Annotated in this window: 17 protein-coding genes and 2 pseudogenes; all 19 read right to left on the minus strand. The window is 56.9% G+C overall.

Annotated elements, in window-relative coordinates; all coding sequences use genetic code 11:
* Positions 1-5 precede the first annotated feature (5 nt).
* The 19 genes and pseudogenes from CLM72_RS11050 to tssB all read right to left on the minus strand — a co-directional run bounded on the left by CLM72_RS11050 (position 6) and on the right by tssB (position 26,478).
* Positions 6-842, minus strand: coding sequence for a hypothetical protein (locus CLM72_RS11050; RefSeq protein ID WP_105226445.1), 837 nt, complete (start codon positions 840-842; stop codon positions 6-8).
* Positions 843-848: 6 nt separating this feature from the next.
* Positions 849-1,694 carry a hypothetical protein gene (locus CLM72_RS11055; RefSeq protein ID WP_044273210.1) on the minus strand — a complete coding sequence of 282 codons (846 nt, stop codon included), beginning with the start codon at positions 1,692-1,694 and terminating at the stop codon, positions 849-851.
* 6 nt (positions 1,695-1,700) lie between these two features.
* The gene (locus CLM72_RS11060) at positions 1,701-2,507 is read right to left on the minus strand and encodes a hypothetical protein (RefSeq protein WP_146120467.1); all 807 of its coding nucleotides are present in this window, start codon (positions 2,505-2,507) and stop codon (positions 1,701-1,703) included.
* A complete protein-coding gene (locus tag CLM72_RS11065; RefSeq protein ID WP_105226447.1) occupies positions 2,504-3,361 on the minus strand; it encodes a DUF4123 domain-containing protein in 858 nt (285 codons plus the stop codon). Before CLM72_RS11065 ends, CLM72_RS11060 begins: the two co-directional genes overlap by 4 nt.
* A 37-nt stretch (positions 3,362-3,398) precedes the next feature.
* Positions 3,399-5,462: a type VI secretion system tip protein VgrG gene (locus CLM72_RS11070; RefSeq protein WP_105226448.1), complete on the minus strand. Its 2,064-nt coding sequence runs from the start codon at positions 5,460-5,462 to the stop codon at positions 3,399-3,401.
* 181 nt (positions 5,463-5,643) lie between these two features.
* Positions 5,644-6,435 (minus strand): hypothetical protein, encoded by a 792-nt coding sequence (locus tag CLM72_RS28745; RefSeq protein WP_146120508.1) that lies wholly within the window; start codon positions 6,433-6,435, stop codon positions 5,644-5,646.
* Positions 6,432-8,558, minus strand: a complete 2,127-nt coding sequence (locus CLM72_RS29575; protein WP_371920471.1) for an HET-C-related protein — start codon at positions 8,556-8,558, stop codon at positions 6,432-6,434. Before CLM72_RS29575 ends, CLM72_RS28745 begins: the two co-directional genes overlap by 4 nt.
* Positions 8,541-10,535: pseudogene (locus CLM72_RS29580) on the minus strand (type VI secretion system tip protein VgrG); the annotation flags it as partial. The pseudogene CLM72_RS29580 and the gene CLM72_RS29575, both read right to left, overlap by 18 nt.
* Positions 10,536-10,716: 181 nt before the next feature.
* Complete coding sequence (locus CLM72_RS28750) at positions 10,717-11,514, minus strand: hypothetical protein (RefSeq protein ID WP_146120507.1); 798 nt, start codon at positions 11,512-11,514, stop codon at positions 10,717-10,719.
* On the minus strand, positions 11,511-13,634 hold the full coding sequence (locus tag CLM72_RS29235) for an HET-C-related protein (protein ID WP_371920472.1): 2,124 nt from the start codon (positions 13,632-13,634) through the stop codon (positions 11,511-11,513). Before CLM72_RS29235 ends, CLM72_RS28750 begins: the two co-directional genes overlap by 4 nt.
* Positions 13,617-15,599 (minus strand): annotated as a pseudogene (locus CLM72_RS29240) (type VI secretion system tip protein VgrG); the annotation flags it as partial. The gene CLM72_RS29235 and the pseudogene CLM72_RS29240, both read right to left, overlap by 18 nt.
* Positions 15,596-17,161 carry a sigma-54-dependent Fis family transcriptional regulator gene (locus CLM72_RS11085; protein ID WP_105229122.1) on the minus strand — a complete coding sequence of 522 codons (1,566 nt, stop codon included), beginning with the start codon at positions 17,159-17,161 and terminating at the stop codon, positions 15,596-15,598. The gene CLM72_RS11085 and the pseudogene CLM72_RS29240, both read right to left, overlap by 4 nt.
* A gap of 19 nt (positions 17,162-17,180) precedes the next feature.
* A complete protein-coding gene (gene tssH, locus CLM72_RS11090) occupies positions 17,181-19,781 on the minus strand; it encodes a type VI secretion system ATPase TssH (RefSeq protein WP_105226451.1) in 2,601 nt (866 codons plus the stop codon).
* Positions 19,768-20,796 (minus strand): type VI secretion system baseplate subunit TssG, encoded by a 1,029-nt coding sequence (gene tssG / locus CLM72_RS11095; RefSeq protein ID WP_105226452.1) that lies wholly within the window; start codon positions 20,794-20,796, stop codon positions 19,768-19,770. Before tssG ends, tssH begins: the two co-directional genes overlap by 14 nt.
* Positions 20,760-22,547 carry a type VI secretion system baseplate subunit TssF gene (gene tssF / locus CLM72_RS11100; RefSeq protein WP_105226453.1) on the minus strand — a complete coding sequence of 596 codons (1,788 nt, stop codon included), beginning with the start codon at positions 22,545-22,547 and terminating at the stop codon, positions 20,760-20,762. The genes tssG and tssF overlap by 37 nt, the downstream gene beginning before the upstream one ends.
* A 385-nt stretch (positions 22,548-22,932) precedes the next feature.
* Positions 22,933-24,042, minus strand: coding sequence for a PAAR domain-containing protein (locus CLM72_RS29245; RefSeq protein ID WP_233098221.1), 1,110 nt, complete (start codon positions 24,040-24,042; stop codon positions 22,933-22,935).
* A 10-nt stretch (positions 24,043-24,052) separates the two neighbouring features.
* Entirely contained in the window at positions 24,053-24,460 is a 408-nt protein-coding gene (gene tssE, locus CLM72_RS11120) for a type VI secretion system baseplate subunit TssE (protein WP_105226455.1), read from the minus strand.
* A 10-nt stretch (positions 24,461-24,470) separates the two neighbouring features.
* Positions 24,471-25,946: a type VI secretion system contractile sheath large subunit gene (tssC, locus tag CLM72_RS11125; RefSeq protein WP_105226456.1), complete on the minus strand. Its 1,476-nt coding sequence runs from the start codon at positions 25,944-25,946 to the stop codon at positions 24,471-24,473.
* A gap of 25 nt (positions 25,947-25,971) precedes the next feature.
* Complete coding sequence (gene tssB / locus CLM72_RS11130) at positions 25,972-26,478, minus strand: type VI secretion system contractile sheath small subunit (protein WP_105226457.1); 507 nt, start codon at positions 26,476-26,478, stop codon at positions 25,972-25,974.

A 26,478-nucleotide genomic window follows, 5' to 3' on the forward strand; every position in this document is an offset into this window, starting at 1 on the left:
CGTAATTACTCCGTGCAACCTGGATAGACCGTGCAGGTCTGCCCGTTCATTTGGAAAGTTTTAAAAACAGGTGGCTTCTGGCAGCGTTGCCAACCTTCTTTGGGCTGGCATGGCTTCCATCCCTCAGGGAACTTGATCCACGTGTCATCGCGATAAGGTTCTTCCTCCGGATTGACCGCAATGGCCAACTTCACCGTCTTGCCGGCCAACTGGTCGTATTGCAGATTGGCGCCAGCGCCTCTGCAGGTCAGCAGTTTGGTAAGTTCAAGATGTAATTTGCTTTCTTGGAACAGCCAGGTGCACAGGGCATCTACTTGACGAGTACCGTTCTTGTCGAAGCCTTGTTCATCATCGGTAACCTTCCTGTGGATATAGAAGATCGCGTCGGCATAGGTTTTTTGCCTTGGCCGTTCGCCGTAGCGCCCGTCAATCTCCATTTCAACCTTGCCTAACCGGAGCTTGCAGGCACCGACGTAATAGGTCAGTGGAATAATGCGTGAGGTCGACTTCGCCTCGGTGTTGATCGGGATATCGAAACGCTTACCCAGCTCGCGCGCTTGCTGTTTGTTGTTGTGAAGGTTGGTGACCTGACAATTGAGCCCGTTTGTATCGACGGGACCATACCAACCGGTGACGCTGAGGCCGAAGTTATCAGGCAGGTCGGTCACCAGGGTGAAACTGTCCAGGCCACGACGTTCCGTCAGTAGCAGCGGGCCTTCTGTGGCGAAAACACCGACCCAACTGCACGCGGTCAGAGTGGTTGCCGCCAGGCCTAGCGTGAATAGGCGCAAGTGGCGAATGCGTATGGGGAGCCGGCACTTCCAGGAAAAGCGATTAATCATCCGTGATTACTCCGTGCAGCCGGGATAGACCGTGCAGGTCTGGCCGTTCATTTGAAAGGTTTGGAATGTGGGAGGGGTCCTGCACCAAATCCAGTCGTTATCTTCTGTCTTGCATGGCTTCCAGCCGTTTGGGAATTTGATCCAGGTGTCTTTGTAGTAAGGTCGCTCGTCAGGATTGGCCTCAATGGTCAACTTCACCGTCTTGCCGGCCAACTGGTCATATTGCAGATGGGTGCCGGAGGCTTCGCAGGTGAGGAGCTTGCTGATTTCACCAAACCTGGATTTCGCCTGACTTTGCTGAAATACCCAGCTGCATTCGCCTGTCACAGAGCGCACACCGTCTTTATTGAACCTAGGTGCGTCTGCTGGGAGTTGTTTGAAAATCCTGAAGCCGCCATTGGCGTAGGTCTGTTGCCAGCGTTGCTGGCCGTAGCGCCCATTGATATTCAGGTCCACCGCCGTCAGCCGCATCGTGCACAGGCCAACGCTGTAGGTCAGTGGCACCTTGTGCTTAAAGCTCTGCGGTTGCGCTTGAATGGGTACGTTATCGCTGGTGCCGTAGTAGCGCGTGCTCCATTCGCCATACAGGTTCTGACGCTGGCAGGCGCTGCTCTCTGGATCCACCGGGTCATATGAGGGCATGATGTCCATACCGAATTCCGCCGGCAGCGAGCCCTCGAAGGTGAAGCTGTCCAGGCCATATCGACCGGTGGCCGCGACTGCGCCTTCTTTGGCGGCTACGGCGACCCAACTGCAGGCATTTAGGCTGAACAGTGCAAGTGTCAGTGAGAGCAGGCGAAAGCTGCACCACGAACCACGTTTAGGACAGGTTTCCTTGAGTTTAGTAGTCATCCGTGATTACTCCGTGCAGCCGGGATAGACCGTGCAGGTCTGGCCGTTCATTTGGAAAGTTTTAAAAACAGGGGGCTTCTGGCAGCGTTCCCAGCCATCTTTAGGTAGGCATGGCTTCCATCCTTCAGGGAACCTGATCCAAGTGTCATCACGATAAGGTTCCTCCACTGGATTGACCTCAATCGCCAGCTTCACCGTCTTGCCGGCTAACTGGTCGTATTGCAGGTTGGCGCCGGCGCCTTTGCAGGTCAGCAGCTTGCTGATTTCACCCAGACGGGATTTGGCCTTGCTCTGTTGGAACAGCCAGGTGCATTGAGCATCTACTTGACGAGTGCCGTTGTCGTCGAAGCCTTGCTCATCTTCGGGAGCGCGCTTGTGGATGTAAAAATTGGCGTTGGCGTAAGTCTTCTGCCATATCTGTTCGCCGTAGCGTCCGTCGATGTCCATCTTGACTTTGCCTAATCGAAGCTCGCACGCACCGACGTAATAGGTGAGTGGAATAGTGCGTGAGGTCGACTTCGCCTCGGGATTAATCGGGATATCGAAGCCCTTGCCCAGATGGCGCGCCTGCTGTTCGTTGTCGTAAAGATTGGTGACCTGACAATTGAGTCGGGTTTTGTCGACAGGGCCGTACCAACCGGTGATGCTGAGGCCGAAACCATCGGGCAGATCGGCCACCAGGGTGAAACTGTCCAGGCCACGACGTTCGGTCAGTGATAGCGGGCCCTCTGTGGCGAGAGCACCGACCCAACTGCAAGCGCTAAGACTGAATGCCAGAAAGCTCAAACAACCCACAGAGATAAGGCTCCTCATGCCAGTGCTCCCTTGTTGGCCAGCAGGATTTCTTGTTGGGCTCTCACAAAATGTGCATCCGGATCCTCTTCCGCGCGCGGAGCCCAGGCCGGAAGGTTGGCGAGGTCAGTGTTGAGTTGATGTTCCAGCAGGAAGTGAACCTGCTTCTGCCTGGACCAGTCCCAGCTATCAGCCTTGTCCAACTGAACCTGCAGCCACGTCGCCAGGGACTCACGGGTTAGTAACTGCTGGGTTGCGTCCAGATGGTTTTCCCAGAGCCATGTTTCCAACGTGGCCTTCTGCGCTGCAGCAGATTGCTCAGCCGCAGGCGGTACTTGAAGCCACGGCGTATCGAAGGGCTCCGGGTAGGTGCCTGGGGAGGGGTTGTCCACACTTATCCATTGTTTGCTGTCCCAGCACAACGCGCTGCAAAGCGGCCCCAACAACAACGGGATCTGTTCTTTATCCAGTGCTTTCAGATGACGCGAGATGACACGGTTGTCCTGGAAGCGATACAGCGCCCGTTGGTCCTCGTAGTGGATGAGCATGCGGGCTTGCCAGTGCGCAACCACCTCGTTCATGTCCAACTGCTCCGCACTGGCAACCCACCCCCAGTGGTGCTCAGGCGACTGCAGTAGCGCAGACAGGGCTGCCATTGTGCTGACGTCGATGCGTACCAGCCATGGTCCCAATGGCGCGAGGTTTTCAAACGGCGTGCCTTGATAGACCTTGACGTAATCACGTATCGGCGCCTTGGCAAACAGCATTGGTATCGGGTTTGGCGCTGCCATCGGGTTGGCAATGACCAGCAACTGGCGCTGGCGGCGCTTTTGCTCACCCAGCCACTGACTGGTCAGGAGGGAGGGCGTGCTCATGCGGATGGGCTCCTATATGTGGCGTGTGTTAGGGAGATCAGGCTGGTGTGCATACACCCTCCTGGCAGGCTTCACAGATCAGGCAGCGTTCGCTGCCCTGTTCCTGTGCGACTTGCATCAACTTGGCCTGTACGGGGGCCAGTGGCGGAGGTGGGGGGGCCAGCTCCAGGGGGGACAGCAGTTGAAGGCCAGAACCTTGGCCGGCGTTGCCCCCAGCGTTGAGCCCAACCTGCTTGCCGTTGCACCAGACCCCGCTGGGGTCGATCTTCACAAAGCTGCCACCGGCCATCAGCGTTATCTCTACGCCGGCTTCGATAACTACCTTGTCGCCGGCTTTGAAGTGCAGTTCGGTACCTGCTTCAACAAACTGCCCGATACCCACCTTGATATGTTGGCTCTCGGCGATGTCGAGGTGATCGCTGGCTTTGATGGCTACTTTGCGTTCACCGTGGGTCGTGTGATGCTCTTCCGCTTTCAGCTCGGTAAAGCAATTGGCGCCAACGGTGGTGCGCCGCACATTGCCGACATGCAGGGTATGGTCGTGCTTGACGATCTGGTTCCAGTCGCGCTCGGCATGCACGAGGATCTCTTCGCTGCCTTTCTTGTCCTCGATGCGCACTTCATTAAAGCCGCCACCGCCGGGGGTACTGGAGGACTTGAAGACGGATTGGGTTTTGTTCGCGGGCAGCGGGTAGGGCACCGGGTTGGTGGTGTTGGGCAGGCAGGCCGACACGTAGGGACGGTCGGGATCGCCTTCAAAAAAGGACACCTCGACCTCCATCCCAATACGCGGAATCACCACGCTGCCGTACTGGTTGCCGGCCCAGGCGCTGGCCACGCGCAACCAGCAGCTGCTGTGTTCATCGGCCTGGCCGGTGCGCTGCCAGGGGAACTGCACTTTGACGCGACCAAATTCATCGCAGAACACTTCTTCACCGGCCGGGCCGGTGACGGTCGCCGACTGGCTGCCGTGGATCACATGGCGTTGATGCTTCAGCTCCGGCCGATAGGGGGTGTCCCATGGCGTGGCGGTAAAGGTGTTGCGATAGCCCTGATGGAAGCCGTCCGGGTCCTTGCTGGTGTCGCTGGTCACCGACTCTTCCAGTACCTGCGGTTGACGGCCTTCATGGGTGAGGGCGGTCAGCAGCCATAGATCGTTCCAGGCTGCGCGCGGGTGGGTGGTGAGCGGTAGGAAGTGGCCGCTGACCAAGGCCGGTTGGTCGCTTTTGCCCTCGGCCAAGCGGTAGTCATGGCGGTGCCGTTCCAGGGCGCGCTTGCTCAATTGGCTGCCACGGGCGTCATCGCGGAAGTCGCCGGGGTAGTCGTAATCTTCCAGCGGCGGCGGGGGGCGTTCGCCCTCGGCCACCACTACCCGCTGCTCGGCGCTCAGGCGTACGTGCGGCTGCTGGAAATCGTAGTCGCGGCGGCTGACCTGGGCGGCGCGGGTTTCCACTCGCACGCCGAAACGTGACACCACCGCATGTTGGGCCGCCATCCCGGCACCTGGCTGGTAGGCCGTCTCCGGCAGTTTCCTGAATACAGTTTGGTCATCGCCGAACACCAGCAGGTGCTGGGTGGCGCTGTGCTGGAAGTGGTAGCTCAGGCCTTCCTCGGCGCACAGGCGCTGCAGGAAGTTGAGGTCGGTCTCGTCGTACTGGGTGCAGTAGTCACGATCGGGGTACACGGTCGGGCCACACTGGAAGCGGTAGCTGTCGGCAAGGATGCCATGGCCTTCCAGCACGGCGGCGATGATCTGCGGCACGTTCATGTTCTGGAACATGCGTTGCTGGTGAGCGTGCGCCAGGTACGCCAGGCGCGGCACCAACACCAGGTGATAGTGGGTCAGGCGCCGCCCGGTTTCGCCCTGGGCCACGCTGTGGATCTGACCGTGCACGCCGGCGCCCTGGGCGTCGAAGGCGAGGAAGGCCGGTTGGTGCAGCAGGCCTTCCAGGTCGATATCGGCACGATCGCTGACCACTTCGATCTCAAAGCGATACGGTGTGTTGAGGGCTTCATTGCCCTTGAAGGCCAGCACTTTGAAGTCGTTCGTGATGCTATCGATAGTCAAGCTGAAAGTTGCTTGTTGTTGTGAGTTGAACATTCGCTGTCCTTATCGAAAGTTGTGGCGTGCAAGTGTGAACGCCTTACAGGGTTAATTGGCCTGTCGAAATCAAATCGAGAAGCGTCCTACGGATAATGTAGGATTTTTCAGGCGTTTTTCTTTGGCTGGGCAAGGGGCGTAAAGTTATGGTCGGCAAAAAGTTGTCCAATATCTATGTCTTTCATTTGATAATTCGGTTCTGCTCGTCACGACGAAAGCGGTCATGACCTTCATACATGTAAGTGACGGAATAAATCTTTCCATTTGCATGATCCTTGTCTGTCCAAAATGAGACTTCGTCGCTACGTTCATCGCCGAGACTTTGGACTTCGCAAACAGTTCTAGATTGTATGCAAATGATATAGGGGTGGCCGCCAGAAAGGCCGGAACGATCCGCAAGGGCCCGCACTTCCCATATTTTGGTTTTGCTGTCTATTCCCGCGCCATCCAGGTCGAGATGCCCGCTGAAATAGTGCGATGGTTCTGTTGGGGAAATAGGCTCCCCCGGAGGAGGAGGGTTCAAATCTATAGAAATGGACTTTATATACTTTGGTTTTGGCTTATTGTTAAAAGATTGAGAGGGGGTAGCGACATGCATGGATATCCCTAAGTTATCCCAAATATGACGACTTTGATAAACTCTAAAGTCAGGTCCGAACACTTCAATGGCACGAGCTGGTGTGTCGGTAATCGTGATGCGTTGCCCGTTGTATAAAATCCCATCGGCAAAGTAAGGGTTTCCAGATGATTCTATGCCGGTGCGTCGAATAATGACTTCGGGTTTGGCGCCCTTGGGCACAATGCGCGCACGCGCAGCGTCATGCTGGCGACGACGAGTAAGGCTTTCATTAATATAATTCTCAAAGTTTTCGCTCAGCTGGCTTGCGAATTTGTTAAGGGCGAGGGGTATGTCAGCATGGGCCGCACTCATTACAGCTAGAAGGGATATAGACAGTAGAAGGCTAGGTTTCATTTAAATGGACTCCACTCTTGATATAGATCTTTGAGATTGTTTTTTATGTAGTTCCATTTCTCCTCGCCCTCCTTTCCCTTCTTTTTAATTTTATCCAGAGTGGGCTTGGTGTGAGTCTTGTGCAGGTGTTCTAGATCTGTGGCGGAGGCGCCTTGACGAATTTCGGTGGCATGATTTTTCGCCCAATTCGCAACTATTGCGTCTTGCCAGGTACTGTCGTTGGGGTGGCAGATAAAGCTGCTGGCCAGCTTGGCGGGGGAAGCGTTACTGTCGCCTTGCCATTGTTTTTGCATGGCACGGCCAACTTGCTCGACTGCATGCATTGATAAAGCGGCGGCCAGGCTATGGAAAGGGTGATTGTCATGATCCTTCGCCAATTGAGAATGACTGGGATCAGTTGAGTTAGAGATGTTAGGGTTGTCCTCCCATAGGGTCTGTGTGTCGTCAACGCTGTTGCCAACGAGATGTAGAACTGCTTGATAGGCCATGTTTTGGATATTGATCACAAATCGTACTGGCGCTCTTGCAATCCATCCTACTTTATCAGCTTCGCTCTTGAATGGGATGCCCGCCACCCAATCTCGATATCCCAAATATTTTTTGTAATACTTGAAGTATCTTTGGTCGCTATGCTCTTCTAACAGAATCAATATCATTTGATCTGACTCTGTGAGCTTGCCAGGTATGGTTGCTTCAAAGTCACTGTTATCTACTGGGAATAGCATCTGAGCAAAAGGGGCGGCCAAGCTCGCAATAATATCGGCAGAGCCGAACATGCCGGTAACGACTGGCCAACCGTGCTTACAGTCGGTCTTTGCCGTCCAAGGGAGCACTTCTGTATGCCCAAGTTTGCGTAAGCTTAACTCCACATAGTTTGAATGTGAAAAATAGTCTTCAAGAACATGCAGTGCTTCTCCGAACCAGCGCATGCCCTCGGCCGAGCGACCTGCGGCCGCAGCGTCATTCAGCCTATTTTGCATGTACTCAACAGAGTTGAGGATGTAACGCTTCATCGATTTTTGGGGCAGTACGGCGAGTAGAGGGTCGCCAGGCAGTGCCCAAGAATCAAACTCTCGATCAATAATTTTCGGGTCAGCTGGATCGGGTTTAAAATTTTTCGGATTATCGATATGTTCTGTTGGTCGATAAACACCCAGCATTTTCTGAGTAACGGTGTAGTCTTCGCGGCCATCTTTGGTCGTTTGAAGACTGTGAAACTCCTTGAAGGCGAGGATATTAACCAGCTTGGTGAGTGTGTCCCGAGAAAGCTTTGATGGGAAGTCTTTAGGCGCTGTGGGGGCTCGTACAATCTTCGGATCAAGCAATTGTGAGTAGTCACGCAGCCAGTTACCGAAGTAGATGGCTTTGCGTTCTGCTACGGTAAAGCCTGCTTTGCCCAGCGCATCTTCAATGGACTCATGACCGAATGAGCTGCCGGGTTTCTCTTTATTGTGTTCCCCACGTCCGGCCCCGAATCCTTCACGGCTTTCGAGTTTAGATTCCTGTTCCTCGGCATCCGCGCCTTGGCTGCGCTGAATCGCCGCCTGCGCTTCGCTGTAATCGACTTTCAACGGTCCGTCGTAGTCTGCGCTGGTGTAGTGGGCATACATCGTTTCGTGACTATTTTCGATGTCAAAGAATGCGATGCGATAGGCGTAACGTGCGCCCTCGTCCAGAAGACCATCCTCTGCCAGGGTGGAACTGCCGTCCGGGTGCTTATCCGCCAGATCAGTTCGAAGTACGTTGTCGATATGATGGCCAAACTCGTGTAGCAGGATCGCCAGCAGCCGCCGTGCTTCGTCGGGTTGTTCGTGCGCTGACTTGATAGCCGCATGATGTACGTTGATGGTGCGAGTTTGGTTGTCGTAGCTGGCGGGGTAGTCGCCAATCTCCATCACACGGTGCTTGGGGTTTTCGATAGCTCCCTCATTGAGGGCGGCATGCAACTTGATATAGGTTTTGGCGGGGATGTCGTAGCCAAAGATCGGTACGAGCATCAATGTAAACTCAGCGGGTGTTGCACCTTTTGCCACATCTGTCAGTTGGTCGAGGGCGAAGGTGCTATGCAAGCTTTGTGCAGTCATTGGCTTTTCAGCCAGGGGCGACGGTTTATTCCGGGACATCGAGTTGATGCCAGCGTTCGTGAGGGCGGGTGGATTGAGCGCGAGAGGCGTTTGCAATGTGACGCCTGCTCCCAGGCCAGCATTTCCGCCTGAATTGAGGCCGACTAATGCACCGTTGAGCCAGACTCCGCTGGGGTCTATTTTTAGAAATCCCGCCGAGGTGTTGAGGGAGAGTTCGGTCTGCGCCTCGATTACCACTTTCTCGCCTGCTTTGAAGTGAATTTCCCGGCCTGCCTCAACAAACACACCTGCACCCGTTTTCAGGTGACGATTGAGCGTGATATCCAAATGGTCGCTTGCCTTCACTGCAACTATGCGTTCCGCGTGTGTGATGCGGTGCTCCTCTGCCTTGAGCTCGGTATAGCAATTGGCGCCAACCGTGGTGCGCCGCACATTGCCGACATGCAGGGTATGGTCGTGCTTGACGATCTGGCGCCAGTCGCGCTCGGCATGCACGAGGATCTCTTCGCTGCCTTTCTTGTCCTCGATGCGCACTTCATTAAAGCCGCCACCGCCGGGGGTACTGGAGGACTTGAAGACGGATTGGGTTTTGTTCGCGGGCAGCGGGTAGGGCACCGGGTTGGTGGTGTTGGGCAGGCAGGCCGACACGTAGGGACGGTCGGGATCGCCTTCAAAAAAGGACACCTCGACCTCCATCCCAATACGCGGAATCACCACGCTGCCGTACTGGTTGCCGGCCCAGGCGCTGGCCACGCGCAACCAGCAGCTGCTGTGTTCATCGGCCTGGCCGGTGCGCTGCCAGGGGAACTGCACTTTGACGCGACCAAATTCATCGCAGAACACTTCTTCACCGGCCGGGCCGGTGACGGTCGCCGACTGGCTGCCGTGGATCACATGGCGTTGATGCTTCAGCTCCGGCCGATAGGGGGTGTCCCATGGCGTGGCGGTAAAGGTGTTGCGATAGCCCTGATGGAAACCGTCCGGATCTTTGCTGGTGTCGCTGGTCACTGCCTCTTCCAGTACCTGCGGCTGACGGCCTTCATGGGTGAGGGCGGTCAGCAGCCATAGATCGTTCCAGGCCGCGCGCGGGTGGGCGGTGAGCGGTAGGAAATGGCCGCTGACCAAGGCCGGTTGGTCGCTTTTGCCCTCGGCCAGGCGGTAGTCATGGCGGTGCCGTTCCAGGGCGCGCTTGCTCAATTGGCTGCCACGGGCGTCATCGCGGAACTCGCCGGGGTAGTCGTAATCTTCCAGCGACGGCGGGGCGCGCTCGCCCTCGGCCACCACCACCCGCTGTTCGGCGCTCAGGCACACGTGCGGTTGCTGGAAGTCGTAATCACGACGGCTGACTTGGGCGGCGCGGGTTTCCACCCGTACACCGAAACGTGACACCACGCTATGCTGTGCCGCCATTCCCGCGCCCGGCTGGTAGGCCGTCTCCGGCAGTTTCCTGAATACGGTCTGGTCATCGCCGAACACCAGCAGGTGCTGGGTGGCGCTGTGCTGGAAGTGGTAGCTCAGGCCTTCCTCGGCGCACAGGCGTTGCAGGAAATTGAGGTCGGTCTCGTCGTACTGGGTGCAGTAGTCACGATCGGGGTACACGGTCGGGCCACACTGGAAGCGGTAGCTGTCGGCGAGAATGCCATGGCCTTCCAGCACGGCGGCGATGATCTTCGGCACGTTCATGTTCTGGAACATGCGTTGCTGGTGAGCGTGCGCCAGGTACGCCAGGCGCGGCACCAACACCAGGTGATAGTGGGTCAGGCGCCGCCCGGTTTCGCCCTGGGCCACGCTGTGGATCTGACCGTGCACGCCGGCGCCTTGGGCGTCGAAGGCGAGGAAGGCTGGTTGGTGCAGCAGGCCTTCCAGGTCGATATCGGCACGATCGCTGACTACTTCGATCTCGAAGCGATACGGCGTGTTGAGGGCTTCATTGCCCTTGAAGGCCAGCACTTTGAAGTCGTTCGTGATGCTATCGATAGTCAAGCTGAAAGTTGTTTTTTGTTGTGAGTTGAACATTCGCTGTCCTTATCGAAAGTTGTGGCGTGCAAGTGTGAACGCCTTACAGGGTTAATTGGCCTGTCGAAATCAAATCGAGAAGCGTCCTACGGATAATGTAGGATTTTTCAGGCGTTTTTCTTTGGCTGGGCAAGGGGCGTAAAGTTATGGTCGGCAAAAAGTTGTCCAATATCTATGTCTTTCATTTGATAATTCGGTTCTGCTCGTCACGACGAAAGCGATAATGTCCTTCAAATCTATAAGTGACGGAATAAATCTTTCCGTTGGCATGATCCTTGTCAGTCCAAAATGAAACATAGTCGGTACGCTCGTCGCCGTAAGTTTGAATTTTGCAGATGGTTATTGATTGTTTGCAAAAGATATAGGGATGGCCGCCAGCAAGGTCGGAACGATCCACAAGGGCTCGTACTTCCCATATTTTGGTTTCGCTATCGATGCCTGCTCCATCCAGTTCGAGATATCCACTGAAATAATGTGATGGTTCTGCCGGGGACACCGGCTCTCCCGGAGGAGGGGGGTTCAGCTCTATCGAGATAGACTGTATGTAGTCTGGCTTCGGTTTGTTGTTATAGGTCTGAGAGGGGGTGCTGACATACATGCGTATCCCCAAGTTATCCCAAACATGATGATTTTGATAAACTCTGAAGTCTGGACCGAATACTTCGATGGCACGAGAGGGTAGATCAGTAATGGTGATGCGTTGGCCGTTGTATAAAATACCGTCGGAAAAGTAAGGGTCTTTAGATGAGCTTATGCCAGTGCGTCGAATAATGACTTCAGGTTTGGCCCCCTTGGGCACAATGCGCGCACGCGCGATATCAAGCTTGCGCCGTTCGTTTGCATCTTCATCCAAATAGTTGTTTAGTTTTTCAAAGAAATAATCTGCGTAATTAATGGGTGATATCGAATTTGCTTCTTTGGCATGTACAAAAAATGCGGGCGATGCCAGAAAAATAGTGACTAAAAATAAGCGTTTCATTTGATTTGGTTCCGTTCGCCAAATAAGTCAAGGTAGTGCTTGTTTATATAGTTCCAGTTTTCTTCGCCACGGCTACCTATTTGCTTGATCCTTTCTAAGGCTGGTTTGGCATGAGTTTCATGCAAGTGCTCAAGATCTGTTGCAGAGGCCCCTTGGAGGATTTCCTTGGGATGACTTTTCGCCCAGTTGGAAACGACCGAGTCTTGCCAAGTACTGTCGTTGGGATGACAGATAAAACTGCTGGCCAGAGTTGCAGGATCACTGGCGGTATCGCCTTGCCAGTGTCGGTACATGGCAGCACCGACCTGTTCGACGGCATGACCCGCCAGTTGTGCGGCCAGGGCATGGAACGGATGGTTGTCATGATCCTTGGCCAGTTGTGAGTGGCTGGGGTCGGTTGAACCACTGGTGTTGGGGTCTTCTTCCAACAGGGTTTGTGCATCGTCCACACTGTTGCCGATCAACTGCAGCAGCGCCTGAAAGGCCATGTTATTAGCGTTCATGTAGAGGCGTAACGGCGTGCCAACGATCCAGCCGGCCTTTTCCACGTATTGGTGGCCTGGCATGGCGGCCCATTTATCACGGGCTGCCAATAATGCTTCGAGGCGTTCCTTCCATCTCGGATCACTGTGATCTTCCAATAGAATCAACATCATCTCTTCGGCGTCGGAACGATGGCCTGGAGTACTCGCTTCGAAGTCATTCCGGTTCACCGGAAACAGCATCTTTGCCAACGGCTCCGCGAGGCTGGCAATCACGTCGCTGGAATTGAACATGCCGGTGACGACCGGCCAACCATGTTTGCAGTCGGTCTTGGAGGTCCAAGGTAATACCTTGTCATGACCCAGTTTACGCAAGCTCAACTCGACATAGTTGGAGTGGGCAAAGTAGTCCTCCAGCACATGCAGCGCCTCACCAAACCAACGCATACCTTCGGCATCAGCGCCCTTGGTGGCTGCTTTTTGCAGCTTGTCGTGCATGTACTCTGCCGAGTTGCGAATGTAACGCTTCATCGAGCGTTTTGGCTGGATGTCGAGCAGAGGATCACCCGGCAGCACCCATGGCTCAAACTCGGGATCGATTGCTTGCGGATCGGCTGGATCAGGCCTCAGGTTTTTGGGGTTGTCGATATGTTGCGTGGGTCGATAGACACCCAGTTTTTCTACATCAACCTCGTAGTCGTCACTTATGTCGTTCTTCCGAAGAGAATGAAATTCTTTAAACGCCAGCAGATCCACCAACTGGGTAATGACCTCACGCGACCGCTTCGACGAAAAATCCTTCGGCGCCGTCTTTGCGCGAATAATCTTTGGATCAACCAACTGCGAGTAGTCGCGCAGCCAGTTGCCGAAGTAGATGGCCTTACGTTGTTCCGCCGTGAAGCCGACTTTCTCTAACGCATCTTCAATCGACTCGTGGCCAAAGGAACTGCCGGGCTTCTCTTTATGGTGCTCTCCACGACCAGCCCCAAAGCCTTCACGTCTACCAGATTTATATTCCTGTTCTTCGGCATCCGCGCCTTGGCTGCGCTGAATCGCCGCCTGCGCTTCGCTGTAATCGACTTTCAAGGGGCCGTCGTAGTCTGCGCTGGTGTAGTGGGCATAAATCGTTTCGTGACTATTTTTGATGTCAAAAAACGCAATGCGATAGGCGTAACGTGCGCCCTCGTCCAGAAGACCGTCCTCTGCCAGGGTGGAACTGCCGTCCGGGTGCTTATCCGCCAGATCAGTTCGAAGTACGTTGTCGATATGATGGCCAAACTCGTGTAGCAGGATCGCCAGCAGCCGCCGTGCTTCGTCGGGTTGTTCGTGCGCTGACTTGATAGCCGCATGATGTACGTTGATGGTGCGAGTTTGGTTGTCGTAGCTGGCGGGGTAGTCGCCAATCTCCATCACACGGTGCTTGGGGTTTTCGATAGCTCCCTCATTGAGGGCGGCATGCAACTTGATATAGGTTTTGGCGGGGATGTCGTAGCCAAAGATCGGTACGAGCATCAATGTAAACTCAGCGGGTGTTGCACCTTTTGCCACATCTGTCAGTTGGTCGAGGGCGAAGGTGCTATGCAAGCTTTGTGCAGTCATTGGCTTTTCAGCCAGGGGCGACGGTTTATTCCGGGACATCGAGTTGATGCCAGCGTTCGTGAGGGCGGGTGGATTGAGCGCGAGAGGCGTTTGCAATGTGACGCCTGCTCCCAGGCCAGCATTTCCGCCTGAATTGAGGCCGACTAATGCACCGTTGAGCCAGACTCCGCTGGGGTCTATTTTTAGAAATCCCGCCGAGGTGTTGAGGGAGAGTTCGGTCTGCGCCTCGATTACCACTTTCTCGCCTGCTTTGAAGTGAATTTCCCGGCCTGCCTCAACAAACACACCTGCACCCGTTTTCAGGTGACGATTGAGCGTGATATCCAAATGGTCGCTTGCCTTCACTGCAACTATGCGTTCCGCGTGTGTGATGCGGTGCTCCTCTGCCTTGAGCTCGGTATAGCAATTGGCGCCAACCGTGGTGCGCCGCACATTGCCGACATGCAGGGTATGGTCGTGCTTGACGATCTGGCGCCAGTCGCGCTCGGCATGCACGAGGATCTCTTCGCTGCCTTTCTTGTCCTCGATGCGCACTTCATTAAAGCCGCCACCGCCGGGGGTACTGGAGGACTTGAAGACGGATTGGGTTTTGTTCGCGGGCAGCGGGTAGGGCACCGGGTTGGTGGTGTTGGGCAGGCAGGCCGACACGTAGGGACGGTCGGGATCGCCTTCAAAAAAGGACACCTCGACCTCCATCCCAATACGCGGAATCACCACGCTGCCGTACTGGTTGCCGGCCCAGGCGCTGGCCACGCGCAACCAGCAGCTGCTGTGTTCATCGGCCTGGCCGGTGCGCTGCCAGGGGAACTGCACTTTGACGCGACCAAATTCATCGCAGAACACTTCTTCACCGGCCGGGCCGGTGACGGTCGCCGACTGGCTGCCGTGGATCACATGGCGTTGATGCTTCAGCTCCGGCCGATAGGGGGTGTCCCATGGCGTGGCGGTAAAGGTGTTGCGATAGCCCTGATGGAAACCGTCCGGATCTTTGCTGGTGTCGCTGGTCACTGCCTCTTCCAGTACCTGCGGCTGACGGCCTTCATGGGTGAGGGCGGTCAGCAGCCATAGATCGTTCCAGGCCGCGCGCGGGTGGGCGGTGAGCGGTAGGAAATGGCCGCTGACCAAGGCCGGTTGGTCGCTTTTGCCCTCGGCCAGGCGGTAGTCATGGCGGTGCCGTTCCAGGGCGCGCTTGCTCAATTGGCTGCCACGGGCGTCATCGCGGAACTCGCCGGGGTAGTCGTAATCTTCCAGCGACGGCGGGGGGCGTTCGCCCTCGGCCACCACTACCCGCTGCTCGGCGCTCAGGCGTACGTGCGGCTGCTGGAAATCGTAGTCGCGGCGGCTGACCTGGGCGGCGCGGGTTTCCACTCGCACGCCGAAACGTGACACCACCGCATGTTGGGCCGCCATCCCGGCACTTGGCTGGTAGGCCGTCTCCGGCAGTTTCCTGAATACAGTTTGGTCATCGCCGAACACCAGCAGGTGCTGGGTGGCGCTGTGCTGGAAGTGGTAGCTCAGGCCTTCCTCGGCGCACAGGCGCTGCAGGAAGTTGAGGTCGGTCTCGTCGTACTGGGTGCAGTAGTCACGATCGGGGTACACGGTCGGGCCACACTGGAAGCGGTAGCTGTCGGCAAGGATGCCATGGCCTTCCAGCACGGCGGCGATGATCTGCGGCACGTTCATGTTCTGGAACATACGTTGCTGGTGAGCGTGCGCCAGGTACGCCAGGCGCGGCACCAACACCAGGTGATAGTGGGTCAGGCGCCGCCCGGTTTCGCCCTGGGCCACGCTGTGGATCTGACCGTGCACGCCGGCGCCCTGGGCGTCGAAGGCGAGGAAGGCCGGTTGGTGCAGCAGGCCTTCCAGGTCGATATCGGCACGATCGCTGACCACTTCGATCTCAAAGCGATACGGTGTGTTGAGGGCTTCATTGCCCTTGAAGGCCAGCACTTTGAAGTCATTGGCTACATCGGGTAGTGACAGTGCGAGAGGGGATTGACTCATCCTGAGATACCTTTCGAGCGAAGCATCGGGTCATGGAAGTGGGGTTTGGTCGGTTTTTTTACCGGTCTGAAGTCCTGCTCGGCCGGCTTGATGTCCAAACGCGCCAACCGATTGAGGAAGGTGCGACGGGACACCTGCAGCTCCCGCGCGGACTGGCTTTGGTTGCCTCCATTGCGGCGCAGGCAGTCAAGCAGCAGCCCGCGTTCGAGCTGGTCGAGGCGTTGTTGAAGATTGGTGGGGGGCTTCACCACTTGTTTTGCCTGGCGTGGATCGAGGTGGCAGGGCAGCAGTTCGCCACGCTCACAAAGCAAAACCGCACGCTCGACCTGGGCCTTGAGCTGGCGCACATTGCCTGGGAAGCTCTCACTGTCGAGCAAGGCCAGTGCTTCCGGTGACCAGTGGCAGGTGGGGCGCTGCAAGGTTGTGCAGAACGTGGCAGTGAAGTGTTCTGCGAGCGCCCGCACATCCGCCCCACGTTCTCGCAGTGGCGGCAGTTCAATGGGAAAGTAGGCCAGCCGATAGAACAGATCCCGGCGAAATTGCCCGGCTTCCACCAGCTCTTCCAGGTTATGGTGGGTGGCGGCAATGATGCGTACATCCACTTTGTGGGTCTTGTTGCTGCCCAGCGGGCGTACTTCGCCCTCCTGCAATACCCGCAACAATTTGCCCTGCAAGGCCAGTTGCATATCGCCGATTTCATCCAGGAACAAGGTGCCGCCATTGGCCGCATCGAACAGACCTGGGCGATGGCTATCGGCGCCAGTGAACGCGCCCCGCACGTAGCCGAACAGTTCACTTTCCAGCAGGTTCTCGGGAAGCGAGGCGCAGTTTTGTGCAACAAAACTTTTGCTGGCCCGTGCGCCGTTGTCATGAATGGCACGGGCCACCAGCTCTTTGCCGGTGCCCGTCTCCCCGGTGACCAATACGCTGACCGGGTAGTCCAGCACCTTGCTGATCAACTCACGTACACCCTGCATGCAGGGGCTATTGCCAAGGAGGCCGTAGTTGCTGACAGGTTGATCGGAAGTGTTGGCCTGTTTCGGCTGTATTGTCGGCGCTGGTTGCAGACGGCGCAGCCGCCCCAGTTGTACGAGTACGAAATGCCCTAGATGGCAGAGCGAAGCAGACGACGAATTCAGATCACGGGCGTGGCGATCGGCGACCAACAGCAACCCACGAAGCCCCTGTGAGACATCATGCAAGGGGATGCAGAGCAGGCAGCGCCAGCCCGGCTCACCGGCAGGTAAAAAGTCCGTCTGATACAGCCCGTTGCTCAGCAACGGGATGTTCAAGGCTTGCTGCTGACTCAGGCAGTACTGCAGCAACGCCTCGTTCATGTAGTTGCGCGGCTGGCTATCGGCGGCCTGTGCTTGTAACTGACCATCACACCACGCGGCAGCCAGGTTCAGCCCGGCGCCGGTGTCATCCAGCACGAACAGGTAGCTCAGCGGGCATTGGGCCAACTGCGTCGCTGTGGTCACCAGCCCCTCCTGAAGCCGGGTGCCGTCCGTCAACTGAGCCAGCTCACCGAGGTGACGCAGTAGCGCCTCGGTGTCGGGCATCAGTTGGTCGATTGCAGGTTCAGGCGAACTCACAGGCTACCGCTCCCTGGGCATCAACGCTGGCGTGTACCTGCTGCACGGGCTGCCCACCCGCCATTGCCGCGAGCAGTCGGTCCACGATCTGAGGTTGCAGGTGTTGATCAATCAGGGCATCGATCAGGCGGGCACCGCTGGCGCCATCGGTGCATTGCTGTGCGAGGTGCTCGATCAGGTGGTCGCTGAAGCTGAAACGCAGCTTGCGCGACTTCAGGCGTTCACCGAAGCGTTGCAGTTTCAGTGCGACCAGGGCGTGCAGCACCTCGCCCGCGATGGGGTAGTACGGCACGACACGCATGCGCGCCAGCAGCGCCGGTTTGAAGTGCCGAACCAGGGTCGGTTGAATCAGCTGTTCCAGGTCTTGCGCGGTGGGCGGTTGACCGCTGGCGCATCGGGCGGAGATCTGCTCGCTGGCCAGATTGGAGGTCATCAGGATCAGGGTATTGCGGAAGTTGATCTCGCGCCCTTCGCCATCGTTGGCCACGCCCTTGTCGAAGATTTGGTAGAACAGATTGAGCACTTCGGGGTCGGCTTTCTCGACCTCATCCAGCAACAACACCGAATAGGGTTTTTGCCGCACGGCTTCGGTGAGCATGCCACCCTCGCCATAGCCGACATAACCGGGCGGTGAACCGATCAGGCGCGATACGGTGTGCTTTTCCTGAAACTCGGCCATGTTGATCGTGGTGAGGAAACGCTCGCCGCCATACAGCAGGTCAGCCATGGCCAGGGCGGTTTCCGTTTTGCCCACGCCACTGGGGCCGACCAGCAGAAACACGCCGACCGGCGCGTCGCTGCGATTGAGGCCGGCGGCATTGGCCCGCATCGCCCTATCCAGTGCGCTGATCGCCTGCGGCTGGCCGAGCACGCGCTGGCCCAACGCGTGGCCGAATTCGGCGACGGCGCTGTTGTGCTCTCGCGCCAGATGGGAGAGGGGCACGCCGGTCCAGTGGCTGATGACCTCGGCCACCAAGCGCGGGCAAACCTCGTGGCTGACCAGGCGTTTGTAGCGCTGGCTGTTTGCTAGTGCCGACTGTGCTTCGAGCAGTTGTGCTTCAAGGTCTTCCAGCGCCGATGATGAATGTACTTCGTTGGCGGGTGAGCGACGCAGCGCGGCGCATTGCTGGCGCAGATCCAGTAGCTTTTTTGCCGCCTCGCGCTGGGTCACCCATTCGGCTTCCAAGGCCGTCACTTCTGTGGCCGTGGCATCGAGCTGCTGATGCAGCTGGGCCAGTACTTGCGGGTCGGTTATCAGCCCGGCGTCATGGTCGCGCTGCAACGCTTCACGTTGGCGTTCACCTTCGGCCAGTTCATTGCGCAGGCGCTCAAGCAGTGAGGGGGCTGCGGCGAGGCTGATGCGTACGCGGGCGCAGGCCGTGTCGAGGACATCGACCGCCTTATCGGGCAACTGCCGGCCGGACAGGTAACGTGCCGACAGTTCAGCGGCGGCCACGACCGCGTCATCGCGCAGGTAGACGCCGTGGCTCTGCTCATAGAACGGCGCAAGCCCACGCAGAATCGTTACCGCCTGCTGGACGGTTGGTTCATGTAGCTGAACGGGTTGAAAGCGCCGTGCCAGGGCGGGGTCTTTTTCAAAGTACTTCTTGTACTCACTCCAGGTGGTCGCGGCGATGGTGCGCAATTCTCCGCGTGCGAGCGCAGGTTTGAGCAGGTTGGCTGCATCAGAGCTGCCAGCCTGGGCGCCGGCGCCGATCAGGGTATGGGCTTCGTCAATGAAGAGAATGATTGGCTTGGTAGCATTCTTCACCTCCTCAATGACCCCTTGAAGGCGCCGCTCAAACTCGCCCTTGATGCTTGCCCCGGCCTGCAACAACCCCAGGTCCAGCGTTAACAGGCGCATGTGCCTGAGAGCCTCAGGGACTTCTTTGGCTGCAATGCGCAACGCCAGCCCTTCGACGATGGCGGTCTTGCCCACGCCTGCTTCGCCGACCACGATGGGGTTGTTCTTGCGGCGGCGCGAGAGGATGTCGATCATCTGCCGAATCTCGTCATCCCGGCACAAGACCGGGTCCAGCTTGCCCTCAACTGCTTGTTGGGTGAGATCGTGGGTAAAACGTTGCAGTGCGGAGTCGGCGGCGGCAGAAGTACCGGAGGCGTCGGGCGTCAGAGCGGGGGCCGTAGCCTCTGCGTACTCGCGAAGACGTGTCGCATTCAACCGCGCCAGGAGCGGTTGGTATTGGCTGCCGGCATACCGTTGAGGGTTGTGTAGCAAGGCCAGCAGCAATGCCGCTTCACCAATGTAGGGTTGGCGCAGCTCCAGCGTCGCCAGCATCAGCGCATCTTGCAGCCATTGCACCAGTTCGGTGGAAAACACCGGGTTGCGGGATTCGCTCTGGCCGCTGGTGGCATGCAGCACCCGCTCCAACTCACCGGGCTCTATCGCAGCATCCTGCAGGGCGCGAACGAGCATGCCTTGCGGGCGCTCCAACAACCCGAGCAGCAGGTCCTCGATAAGAACTTTCTGGCCTCCGCGTCGTATGCAGCGTTCGGCACTGCGTTCCAGCTCAGCTTTGCAATCGGCATCCAATGCCTGGACCAGATGCTGCAGATCAACGTTGATCATCGGAGTTGTCCTCTAGTGCGCTATTCAATGAAACGATGCCGTCGGCGTGTTCATGGCCTAACCAACTGGTCCAGCCCAGATGGCATTCGTTGTCTTCGCCAATGCGTTGTTCGTGGATTTCGTCGGGGCGTAGCTGCAACTGAATGTCGTAGCTCAAAGGGTCCCGTAAGGTGAATCGCACCAGGGCGCACAACGGGCGGTAGTCGTCGCCGATCGGCAGGTAGGCGTGCAGTTGGTCCCAGCGCAGTTGGCGGATGTGCACACGGAATCGGCTGCCGCCGTCGACGGTCTGCTCGCCCAGCACAGCTGTCTCGTTCAGTTGATGGTTGGCTCTTCCCAATGCGTTTTGTTGATCCAGGGGAATGGCGACCTGTCGCACCAGGCACTGCTCGATGAACAGGTCGGCATGCTTGAAGTAGTAGCGCAGTACCGACTCGATGAGCGCGGCGGAATGGGCACGCAGGCTGAGCAGCCCTAGGTAGGGAAGCAGGCGTTTCCAGTTCAATTCCGAGGTTTGGCGGATGCGCTGCCCACCGAGCCCAATCAAGGCAAACAGCTGTTCCGACAGCGGATCACGCGCGCCGGCGCGGAACCGGGCGTGATAGCGGTACTTCTGCCAGATAGGCAGCAGCAGGCACTGCAAGCGATGGTTGATCAGGTTGATGAAATCACGGGTGCAGCGGCCACCGTCACTGTCGGCCAGCGCCTGTTCACTGTAAAAGGATGGCAGCGGCGATCCCGCCCCGAGCAGGCTGACCAGGTTGATCCGCAGCCGGGCACGTGAGACGCCTTTCTCGGTAAAAAACTGCACCTGATCGATGTCCCGGCCGGGGAAACCCATGCTGGCATTGGCCTGAAATTCTAGGCGCTCGTACAGTGCCTCATCGCTCAGGCCCGGGGCCGCTTTGGCGAGTTGAGTCAGCACCTGCTGTACGCCCTGGAACAGGCTGTACTCGCGGATCGCATGGCTCAAGGGCGTTAGAGCAGAGGCTGTTGCCCCATGCGTGGCGTCCATACGTAGTCCTCTCCTTGCTTGCTGTGTACGTGCAGTTGATGGAAGGAGTTCAGGCTGGCGTACAGCGCGAAGAACTCATTAAGTACCGAGGCGAACAGGTACAGTTCCCCCTCGCTGCGGTAGCCACTTGTGTCAACGGTCAGGTGGGTACGCACGCCACGTATGGGCAGGCCGCGGTAGAGGCGATCGGTGTGCTGGTGGCGGATCTCGATCAGGCTGCTCATCAGTTGGCGGCTGATCTTCTCGGCGTACTTGTCGTAGTAACGTGGCAAGTCATACGTTTCGAGAATGACCTTGAGGGCCTCGACGTTGGCCAAGGACAAATAGTTGAGCGACATGTTGCTGATCAGCTTCCAGAGGAAGTCACGGTGCAGCGGTGGGGCATAGCAGGGGGTGATCAGGCCAATGTTGCGAAAGCTCAGCGAAGAGGGCGTTCCTACACACGGCAAGCAGATGGTGCCGTCGCCTAACTGGCTGGGGAGGTTCTGGTTGGTGCAGGTCAACTCGACCGAAATCGTCTCGCTCTGGCTGGCATCGCGCTGGCCGAAACTGAGATAGGTGTCCAGACGGCCAGCTGCCATCGACGGCTCCTGGCGTACGCTGTAATGAGGCCTGGCTCCCGGACCTTCGAAACTGGCATCGTGCTCGAAGGACTCAAACAACGCATATTCGGTGTACCCTGCGTTGCCGGGCTTCCAGCCAATCACTTTGTCGACCGAAAATACACCGAAATGCTCAGGATCCTGCGTACCGGGGAGTACCCGGTAACGGTCCTGTTTGCCATCAAGCCGGATCGGTGCGGCATCGTCGCTGAACAGGTTTACGATCGGTGTGCAGTACAACCGGATGTTGTCCACGGTAGGCTGTATCCGCTGGGTGCCGGCGCCACGCAGGGTAAAACGCAGCTCTAGACCCTGGGCCTGCTCGATCACGTCCTTTGGGTGCGTCGCCAGAACATCCAGCCCTTCCAGGTCGATAAACAGAAACTTCTCGGGGAAGGCGAAATACTCCTGCAGGTGCCGATATCCCCGGAATGTGTTGAGCGGGTAGGGCACCAGAGCCTCGTTCTCGGCAAAGCCAACCGGCTTCACGTGCTCACGCTCCAGGATGCTGTTGTAGGTATTGCCATTGCTGTCTTCGAGTGGTTGTCCTGTTGCGCTCAACAGTCGCAACTGCACGCTGTCCAACTGTTGCAGTAGGCTCAGATAAAGCTGTTGGCTGATGTAGCGTTCACCCGTCAAATGCAGGCGTAAGCGTTCAAGGTTCAACTCACCCAGATGACCGTCGGCGCACAGTGTCAACCGCAGCGACAGAACCGCGCCGTCACTGGTGATGGTGTAATCCAATCCGCTCAGCGCAAGCGGCAAAACGTCGGTGTCAAAGGCCGTCTGGAAGCGGCACTGCACACCCTGCAACGGCGTGGACTGCACCGGCGTATGGCGCGGCACCAACTGTGCCGGGCCGGTGCGGGTCAATGGTTCAAACTGCAGCATGCCGAACGCGGGCAGCGGGCGCATGTAGTTGGGCCACAGCAAATGCATCAGCGAATGCGTCAGTTCCGGCAGCTCGTCATCCAGCTTTTGCCGCAAGCGGCCGGTCAGGAAGGCGACGCCTTCGAGCACCCGTTCGACATCGGGGTCACGTCCACTTTCTGCCAGGAACGGCGCCAACGCCGGGTTGCGCTCGGCAAAGCGTTTGCCGAGTTGGCGCAGGGCGGTGAGTTCACTTTGGTAGTGGTGGTTGAGTGACATCTGTACTTCCTGCCGTTCTAAGTCGTAGGGCAATCAAGTTGTAAGTTGGGATTAATTTGGTCGGCCTTTCACAGTGCTACACCAAGTTTCATAATTATTTTTATCAAAGTATGGGCACGTATTCGATTTTGAAACATAGATGTAAGGTATGTCGTCGTCGTGTGAAAAATAGTAGTAATTTTTTTTGTCTTTTCCGTATATCCAGTTGTTGGATGAGCCTTGGTCAATGATGTAGGGGTCAAAAAATAGGATCGATGATTCGGCGGGGATGAAATTGCTTCGGTCCGTTAAGAGAATGAATGTATTAGAGAATAGATTAGTGAATGTAATGAGCATTGATATTGCATAGAGCGTGAAAGCATAAAAAATGCGTTTGGTTGTGATTTTATTTTTCATAAAAATATAGATAGTCCGTGCCTTTGTCTGCTCGTTCTAGAAGTGCGATAGCGTCGCGCCCATATTTTCTTGCATCTTTGCCAGACCCGTTGTAGGCGGAAATAATGTCCCTAAGTTGTACCTTGTCGACCTTTGCGTTATGGCATAGCTGCCCAGTGACTCGATCAATCAACTCTCGCAAGTGCGCTGCGCAGTAGTAGAGATCAGCTTTCCAATCGTCACCAGGGATTCGGGTATCTTGGTTGTAATCAAATATTCGGTACTGAACTTCAGGTGGCATGGGAGGCTTGTTGTAATTGAATTCTATATATTTCACGGCATTTCTAAGCGTTGCTCTGCTCATGTTTGCCAAACCACTTGAGCTGGCGGAAACCCTGTCTGGGAATAGGTCAAATATCAACTCATCTGTAATCGCAGAGATTGTCGTCAGGGTGCGCTCGACGAATTGGGCAATCTTCAGAAGAGTACCTGCTTTGGGCCAGTTTTCTTGTTGAATAATCACAGCCAATAAAACGTGTGGGATGCCGTGGTACTCAGCGGCTGAACGCACCCAACTGCGAATTTCGCTAGCGGGAAAGTAGATCTTGAAGGCTTCGTGTGCTTCTGGAACATAGGGCATCAAGGGGAATGGAGAGGGGATATCTCCTGAATAGCTTGGAATACTGTCGTAACCATAAATTTGTGTGACTTCGGTGCCGCTACACTGGCAAGGTTTTGGTGATGGTTTGGGTGACATTAAGGAGTCTAAATATTCGGTGAGTTTGTCGTGTTGCTTTTGGGTAGGTGGACTCGCAAGAAGATTGATCAGCGACGTGTGTGAATTCTCTTTGGAGGGTGAATCTCCGATTAGTACGGTCCTGGACCCACTCATCACGACATTTCCAGCACTGCCTTCACTGTCCACCATGACCGCTGCTTTTCCATTGATCAGCACTGTCAAACTCAGCTGATCGCACAGCTCACTGCCGCACTCGGTCGTATCGCCTTCGCGCGCTGCCGGCAGACCGTCGAACAGAACATCGGGAGAGCCGCTATCAATCAGATTGCTGTCGCCATCGGCGGTTGGGTCGCCCTTGCGGGCCGCAGGTTTTGCAGACATCAGTAGTTCCTCAGCGTAGGGTGACCTGGCCACTGCCATCCAGGTTCGCAGCAAATTGAACAGGACGTTTGTCGCCTTCAACCTCCAATAGGCCGTAGATGCGAAAGCTCAACGACAAATGGTGGTGGTCGCGGGGTAAAGAGGTCACCTGAACCTTGCTCAACCGCGGTTCATAGCGTTCGATAAAGCGTTCGATTGCCTGACGTGATTGGCTCAATGCGTCATGCAGGCTCAGGCGCATGTCGTTGAGATCCGGCAGCCCGTAGTCAGGCAGGGTTTGCACGCTGCCTGCGCGGGTACTGAGCATTTTCGCCAGGTGCCCGGCCACCGAGGCCGTGAGATCGGCCTCGTGAGACTGGCGGGGAGCCTGCGCTCCGCTGCTGTTCAACCGCTCAAACAGGCTGCCGTATCTCGACATGGTGGTGCTCCTATTCCTTGTCCAGCTTGCCGACCAGCGATAGGGTGAAGTCGGCACCCATGTACTTGAAGTGCGGACGTACATTCAGGCTGACCCGATACCAGCCCGGCTCACCCTGCACATCGCTGACGCTGATCTCGGCAGCGCGCAAAGGGCGGCGGCCGCGCACTTCGGCGCTGGGGTTTTCCTGGTCGGCGACGTACTGGCGGATCCACTTGTTGAGCTCTGTTTCCAGGTCCGTACGTTCCTTCCACGAGCCGAGCTGTTCGCGCTGCAGCACTTTGATGTAGTGCGCCAAGCGGTTGATGATGAACAGGTAGGGCAGTTGAGTGCCGAGCTTGTAGTTCAGCTCCGCCGCCTTACCTTCGTCGCTGTTGCCAAAGTTCTTCGGTTTCTGAACCGAGTTGGCAGAGAAGAACGCCGCGTTGTCACTGCCCTTGCGCATGGTCAGTGCGATGAAACCCTCTTCAGCCAGTTCATACTCGCGGCGATCGGAAACCAGGACCTCCGTTGGAATCTTGGTTTCAATCTCGCCCATGCTCTGGAAGTGGTGGAGGGGAAGGTCTTCCACCGCGCCGCCGCTTTGCGGGCCAATGATGTTTGGGCACCAGCGAAACTTGGCAAAGCTGTCGGTCAGCCGCGTACCAAACGCGTAGGCTGTGTTGCCCCACAGATAGTACTCGTGGCTATGTGCGACGTTCTCGGCGTACCCAAAACGCTTGATGGGGTTGTCTTCCATATCGTAGGGCTGACGAAGGAGGAAACGCGGCGCGGTCAATGCCGTGTAGCGAGCGTTATCCTCCTCGCGAAAACTCTGCCATTTGGCAAACTGCGGGCCGGTGAAGTGGTCTTTCAGGTCCTTGATGTCCGGCAAGCCGGTAAAGCTTTCCAGGCCGAAGAACTTGGGGCCGGCGGCTGCAATGAATGGCGCATGCGCCATGCAGGCGACACCGGAAACGTACTGCAGCGTTTTGATATCAGGTGCGCTGGGGTCGAAATAGTAGTTGGCAATCAATGCTGCCACGGGCTCACCGCCGAACTGCCCGTACTCCGCGCTGTAGATGTGCTTGTAGAGACCCGACTGAACCAGCTCGGGGCTGTCTTCGAAATCGTCGAGCAGGTCCTGTTTGGACGTGCTGAGGATTTCCAGCTTGATGTTTTCGCGAAAGTCGGTGCGATCCACCAACAGCCGCAACCCACGCCACGCTGATTCGGCCGATTGAAAGTCCGGGTGATGCAGGATCTCATCCATCTGCTCGCTGAGCCGGGCGTCAATTTGCGCAATCATGCGGTCGACCATGGCTTTCTTGACTGGCTCGCCACTGTTCTGCGGTTTCAACAGTTCTTCGATAAAGGCTGAAACGCCCCGCTTGGCAATCAGGTAGGCATCGTCATCCGGTGTCAGCCTGGTTTCGGCAATGATGCGATCCAGGATGCCGACGTCGGCGGTGCTGTGTTGTTGGGCTTTGGCGGCTTGAGTGCTCATGAGTACTCTCTTCCTTGTCGGGGGATCAGGCGTCCGTAGTAGGGCGGGCGGCTAGGCCCAATTCTTTGAGTACGCGTTCACGGCTATCGCCGTCGTCCAACACGCTCTCAATGGCTTTGCGGAATGCCGGTGCATTGCCCAGGGGGCCTTTCAGCGAGACCAGGGCATCGCGCAGCTCCATCAATTTCTTGAGTTCAGGAACCTGTTCAACCAGTTGGTCGGGATGAAAATCCTTCAACGACTGGATGTTCAGCTGGACGGCCAATTCGTCGTCGCCCGCATCCTCTTGAAGCCGGTTGGGCACCGCCAGGGTCAGTTGTATTTCCTGTTTGGCGAGCACATCGTCAAAGGTGTTCTTGTCGATGCTGATGGGTTTGCGGTCCTCAATCCGGCGCTCGTCCTGACGCTGGGTAAAGTCACCCAACACCATCAGCTTGAGCGGCAGTTCGGTCTGTTCTTGCGCGCCTCCGGTTGCAGGTTTGTAGGTGACGTTGATACGTTCCTTGGGGGCAACTGAGCCTTCTTTGGCCAT

Source organism: Pseudomonas sp. MYb193, from assembly GCF_002966775.1.
In the GTDB taxonomy this organism is placed as follows: Bacteria; Pseudomonadota; Gammaproteobacteria; order Pseudomonadales; family Pseudomonadaceae; genus Aquipseudomonas; species Aquipseudomonas paracarnis.

Bases quoted from the DNA above. Each gene is read 5' to 3' on its own strand.
- tssE (WP_105226455.1), bottom strand. From the start codon at position 24,460: ATGTCGAGATACGGCAGCCTGTTTGAGCGGTTGAACAGCAGCGGAGCG.
- CLM72_RS29575 (WP_371920471.1), bottom strand. From the start codon at position 8,558: ATGTCCCGGAATAAACCGTCGCCCCTGGCTGAAAAGCCAATGACTGCA.
- tssF (WP_105226453.1), bottom strand. From the start codon at position 22,547: ATGTCACTCAACCACCACTACCAAAGTGAACTCACCGCCCTGCGCCAA.
- tssB (WP_105226457.1), bottom strand. From the start codon at position 26,478: ATGGCCAAAGAAGGCTCAGTTGCCCCCAAGGAACGTATCAACGTCACC.
- tssH (WP_105226451.1), bottom strand. From the start codon at position 19,781: ATGATCAACGTTGATCTGCAGCATCTGGTCCAGGCATTGGATGCCGAT.
- CLM72_RS11050 (WP_105226445.1), bottom strand. From the start codon at position 842: ATGATTAATCGCTTTTCCTGGAAGTGCCGGCTCCCCATACGCATTCGC.
- tssC (WP_105226456.1), bottom strand. From the start codon at position 25,946: ATGAGCACTCAAGCCGCCAAAGCCCAACAACACAGCACCGCCGACGTC.
- CLM72_RS11085 (WP_105229122.1), bottom strand. From the start codon at position 17,161: ATGCCCGACACCGAGGCGCTACTGCGTCACCTCGGTGAGCTGGCTCAG.
- CLM72_RS29235 (WP_371920472.1), bottom strand. From the start codon at position 13,634: ATGTCCCGGAATAAACCGTCGCCCCTGGCTGAAAAGCCAATGACTGCA.
- tssG (WP_105226452.1), bottom strand. From the start codon at position 20,796: ATGGACGCCACGCATGGGGCAACAGCCTCTGCTCTAACGCCCTTGAGC.
- CLM72_RS11065 (WP_105226447.1), bottom strand. From the start codon at position 3,361: ATGAGCACGCCCTCCCTCCTGACCAGTCAGTGGCTGGGTGAGCAAAAG.
- CLM72_RS11070 (WP_105226448.1), bottom strand. From the start codon at position 5,462: ATGTTCAACTCACAACAACAAGCAACTTTCAGCTTGACTATCGATAGC.
- CLM72_RS11055 (WP_044273210.1), bottom strand. From the start codon at position 1,694: ATGACTACTAAACTCAAGGAAACCTGTCCTAAACGTGGTTCGTGGTGC.
- CLM72_RS28750 (WP_146120507.1), bottom strand. From the start codon at position 11,514: ATGAAACGCTTATTTTTAGTCACTATTTTTCTGGCATCGCCCGCATTT.
- CLM72_RS11060 (WP_146120467.1), bottom strand. From the start codon at position 2,507: ATGAGGAGCCTTATCTCTGTGGGTTGTTTGAGCTTTCTGGCATTCAGT.
- CLM72_RS28745 (WP_146120508.1), bottom strand. From the start codon at position 6,435: ATGAAACCTAGCCTTCTACTGTCTATATCCCTTCTAGCTGTAATGAGT.
- CLM72_RS29245 (WP_233098221.1), bottom strand. From the start codon at position 24,042: ATGTCTGCAAAACCTGCGGCCCGCAAGGGCGACCCAACCGCCGATGGC.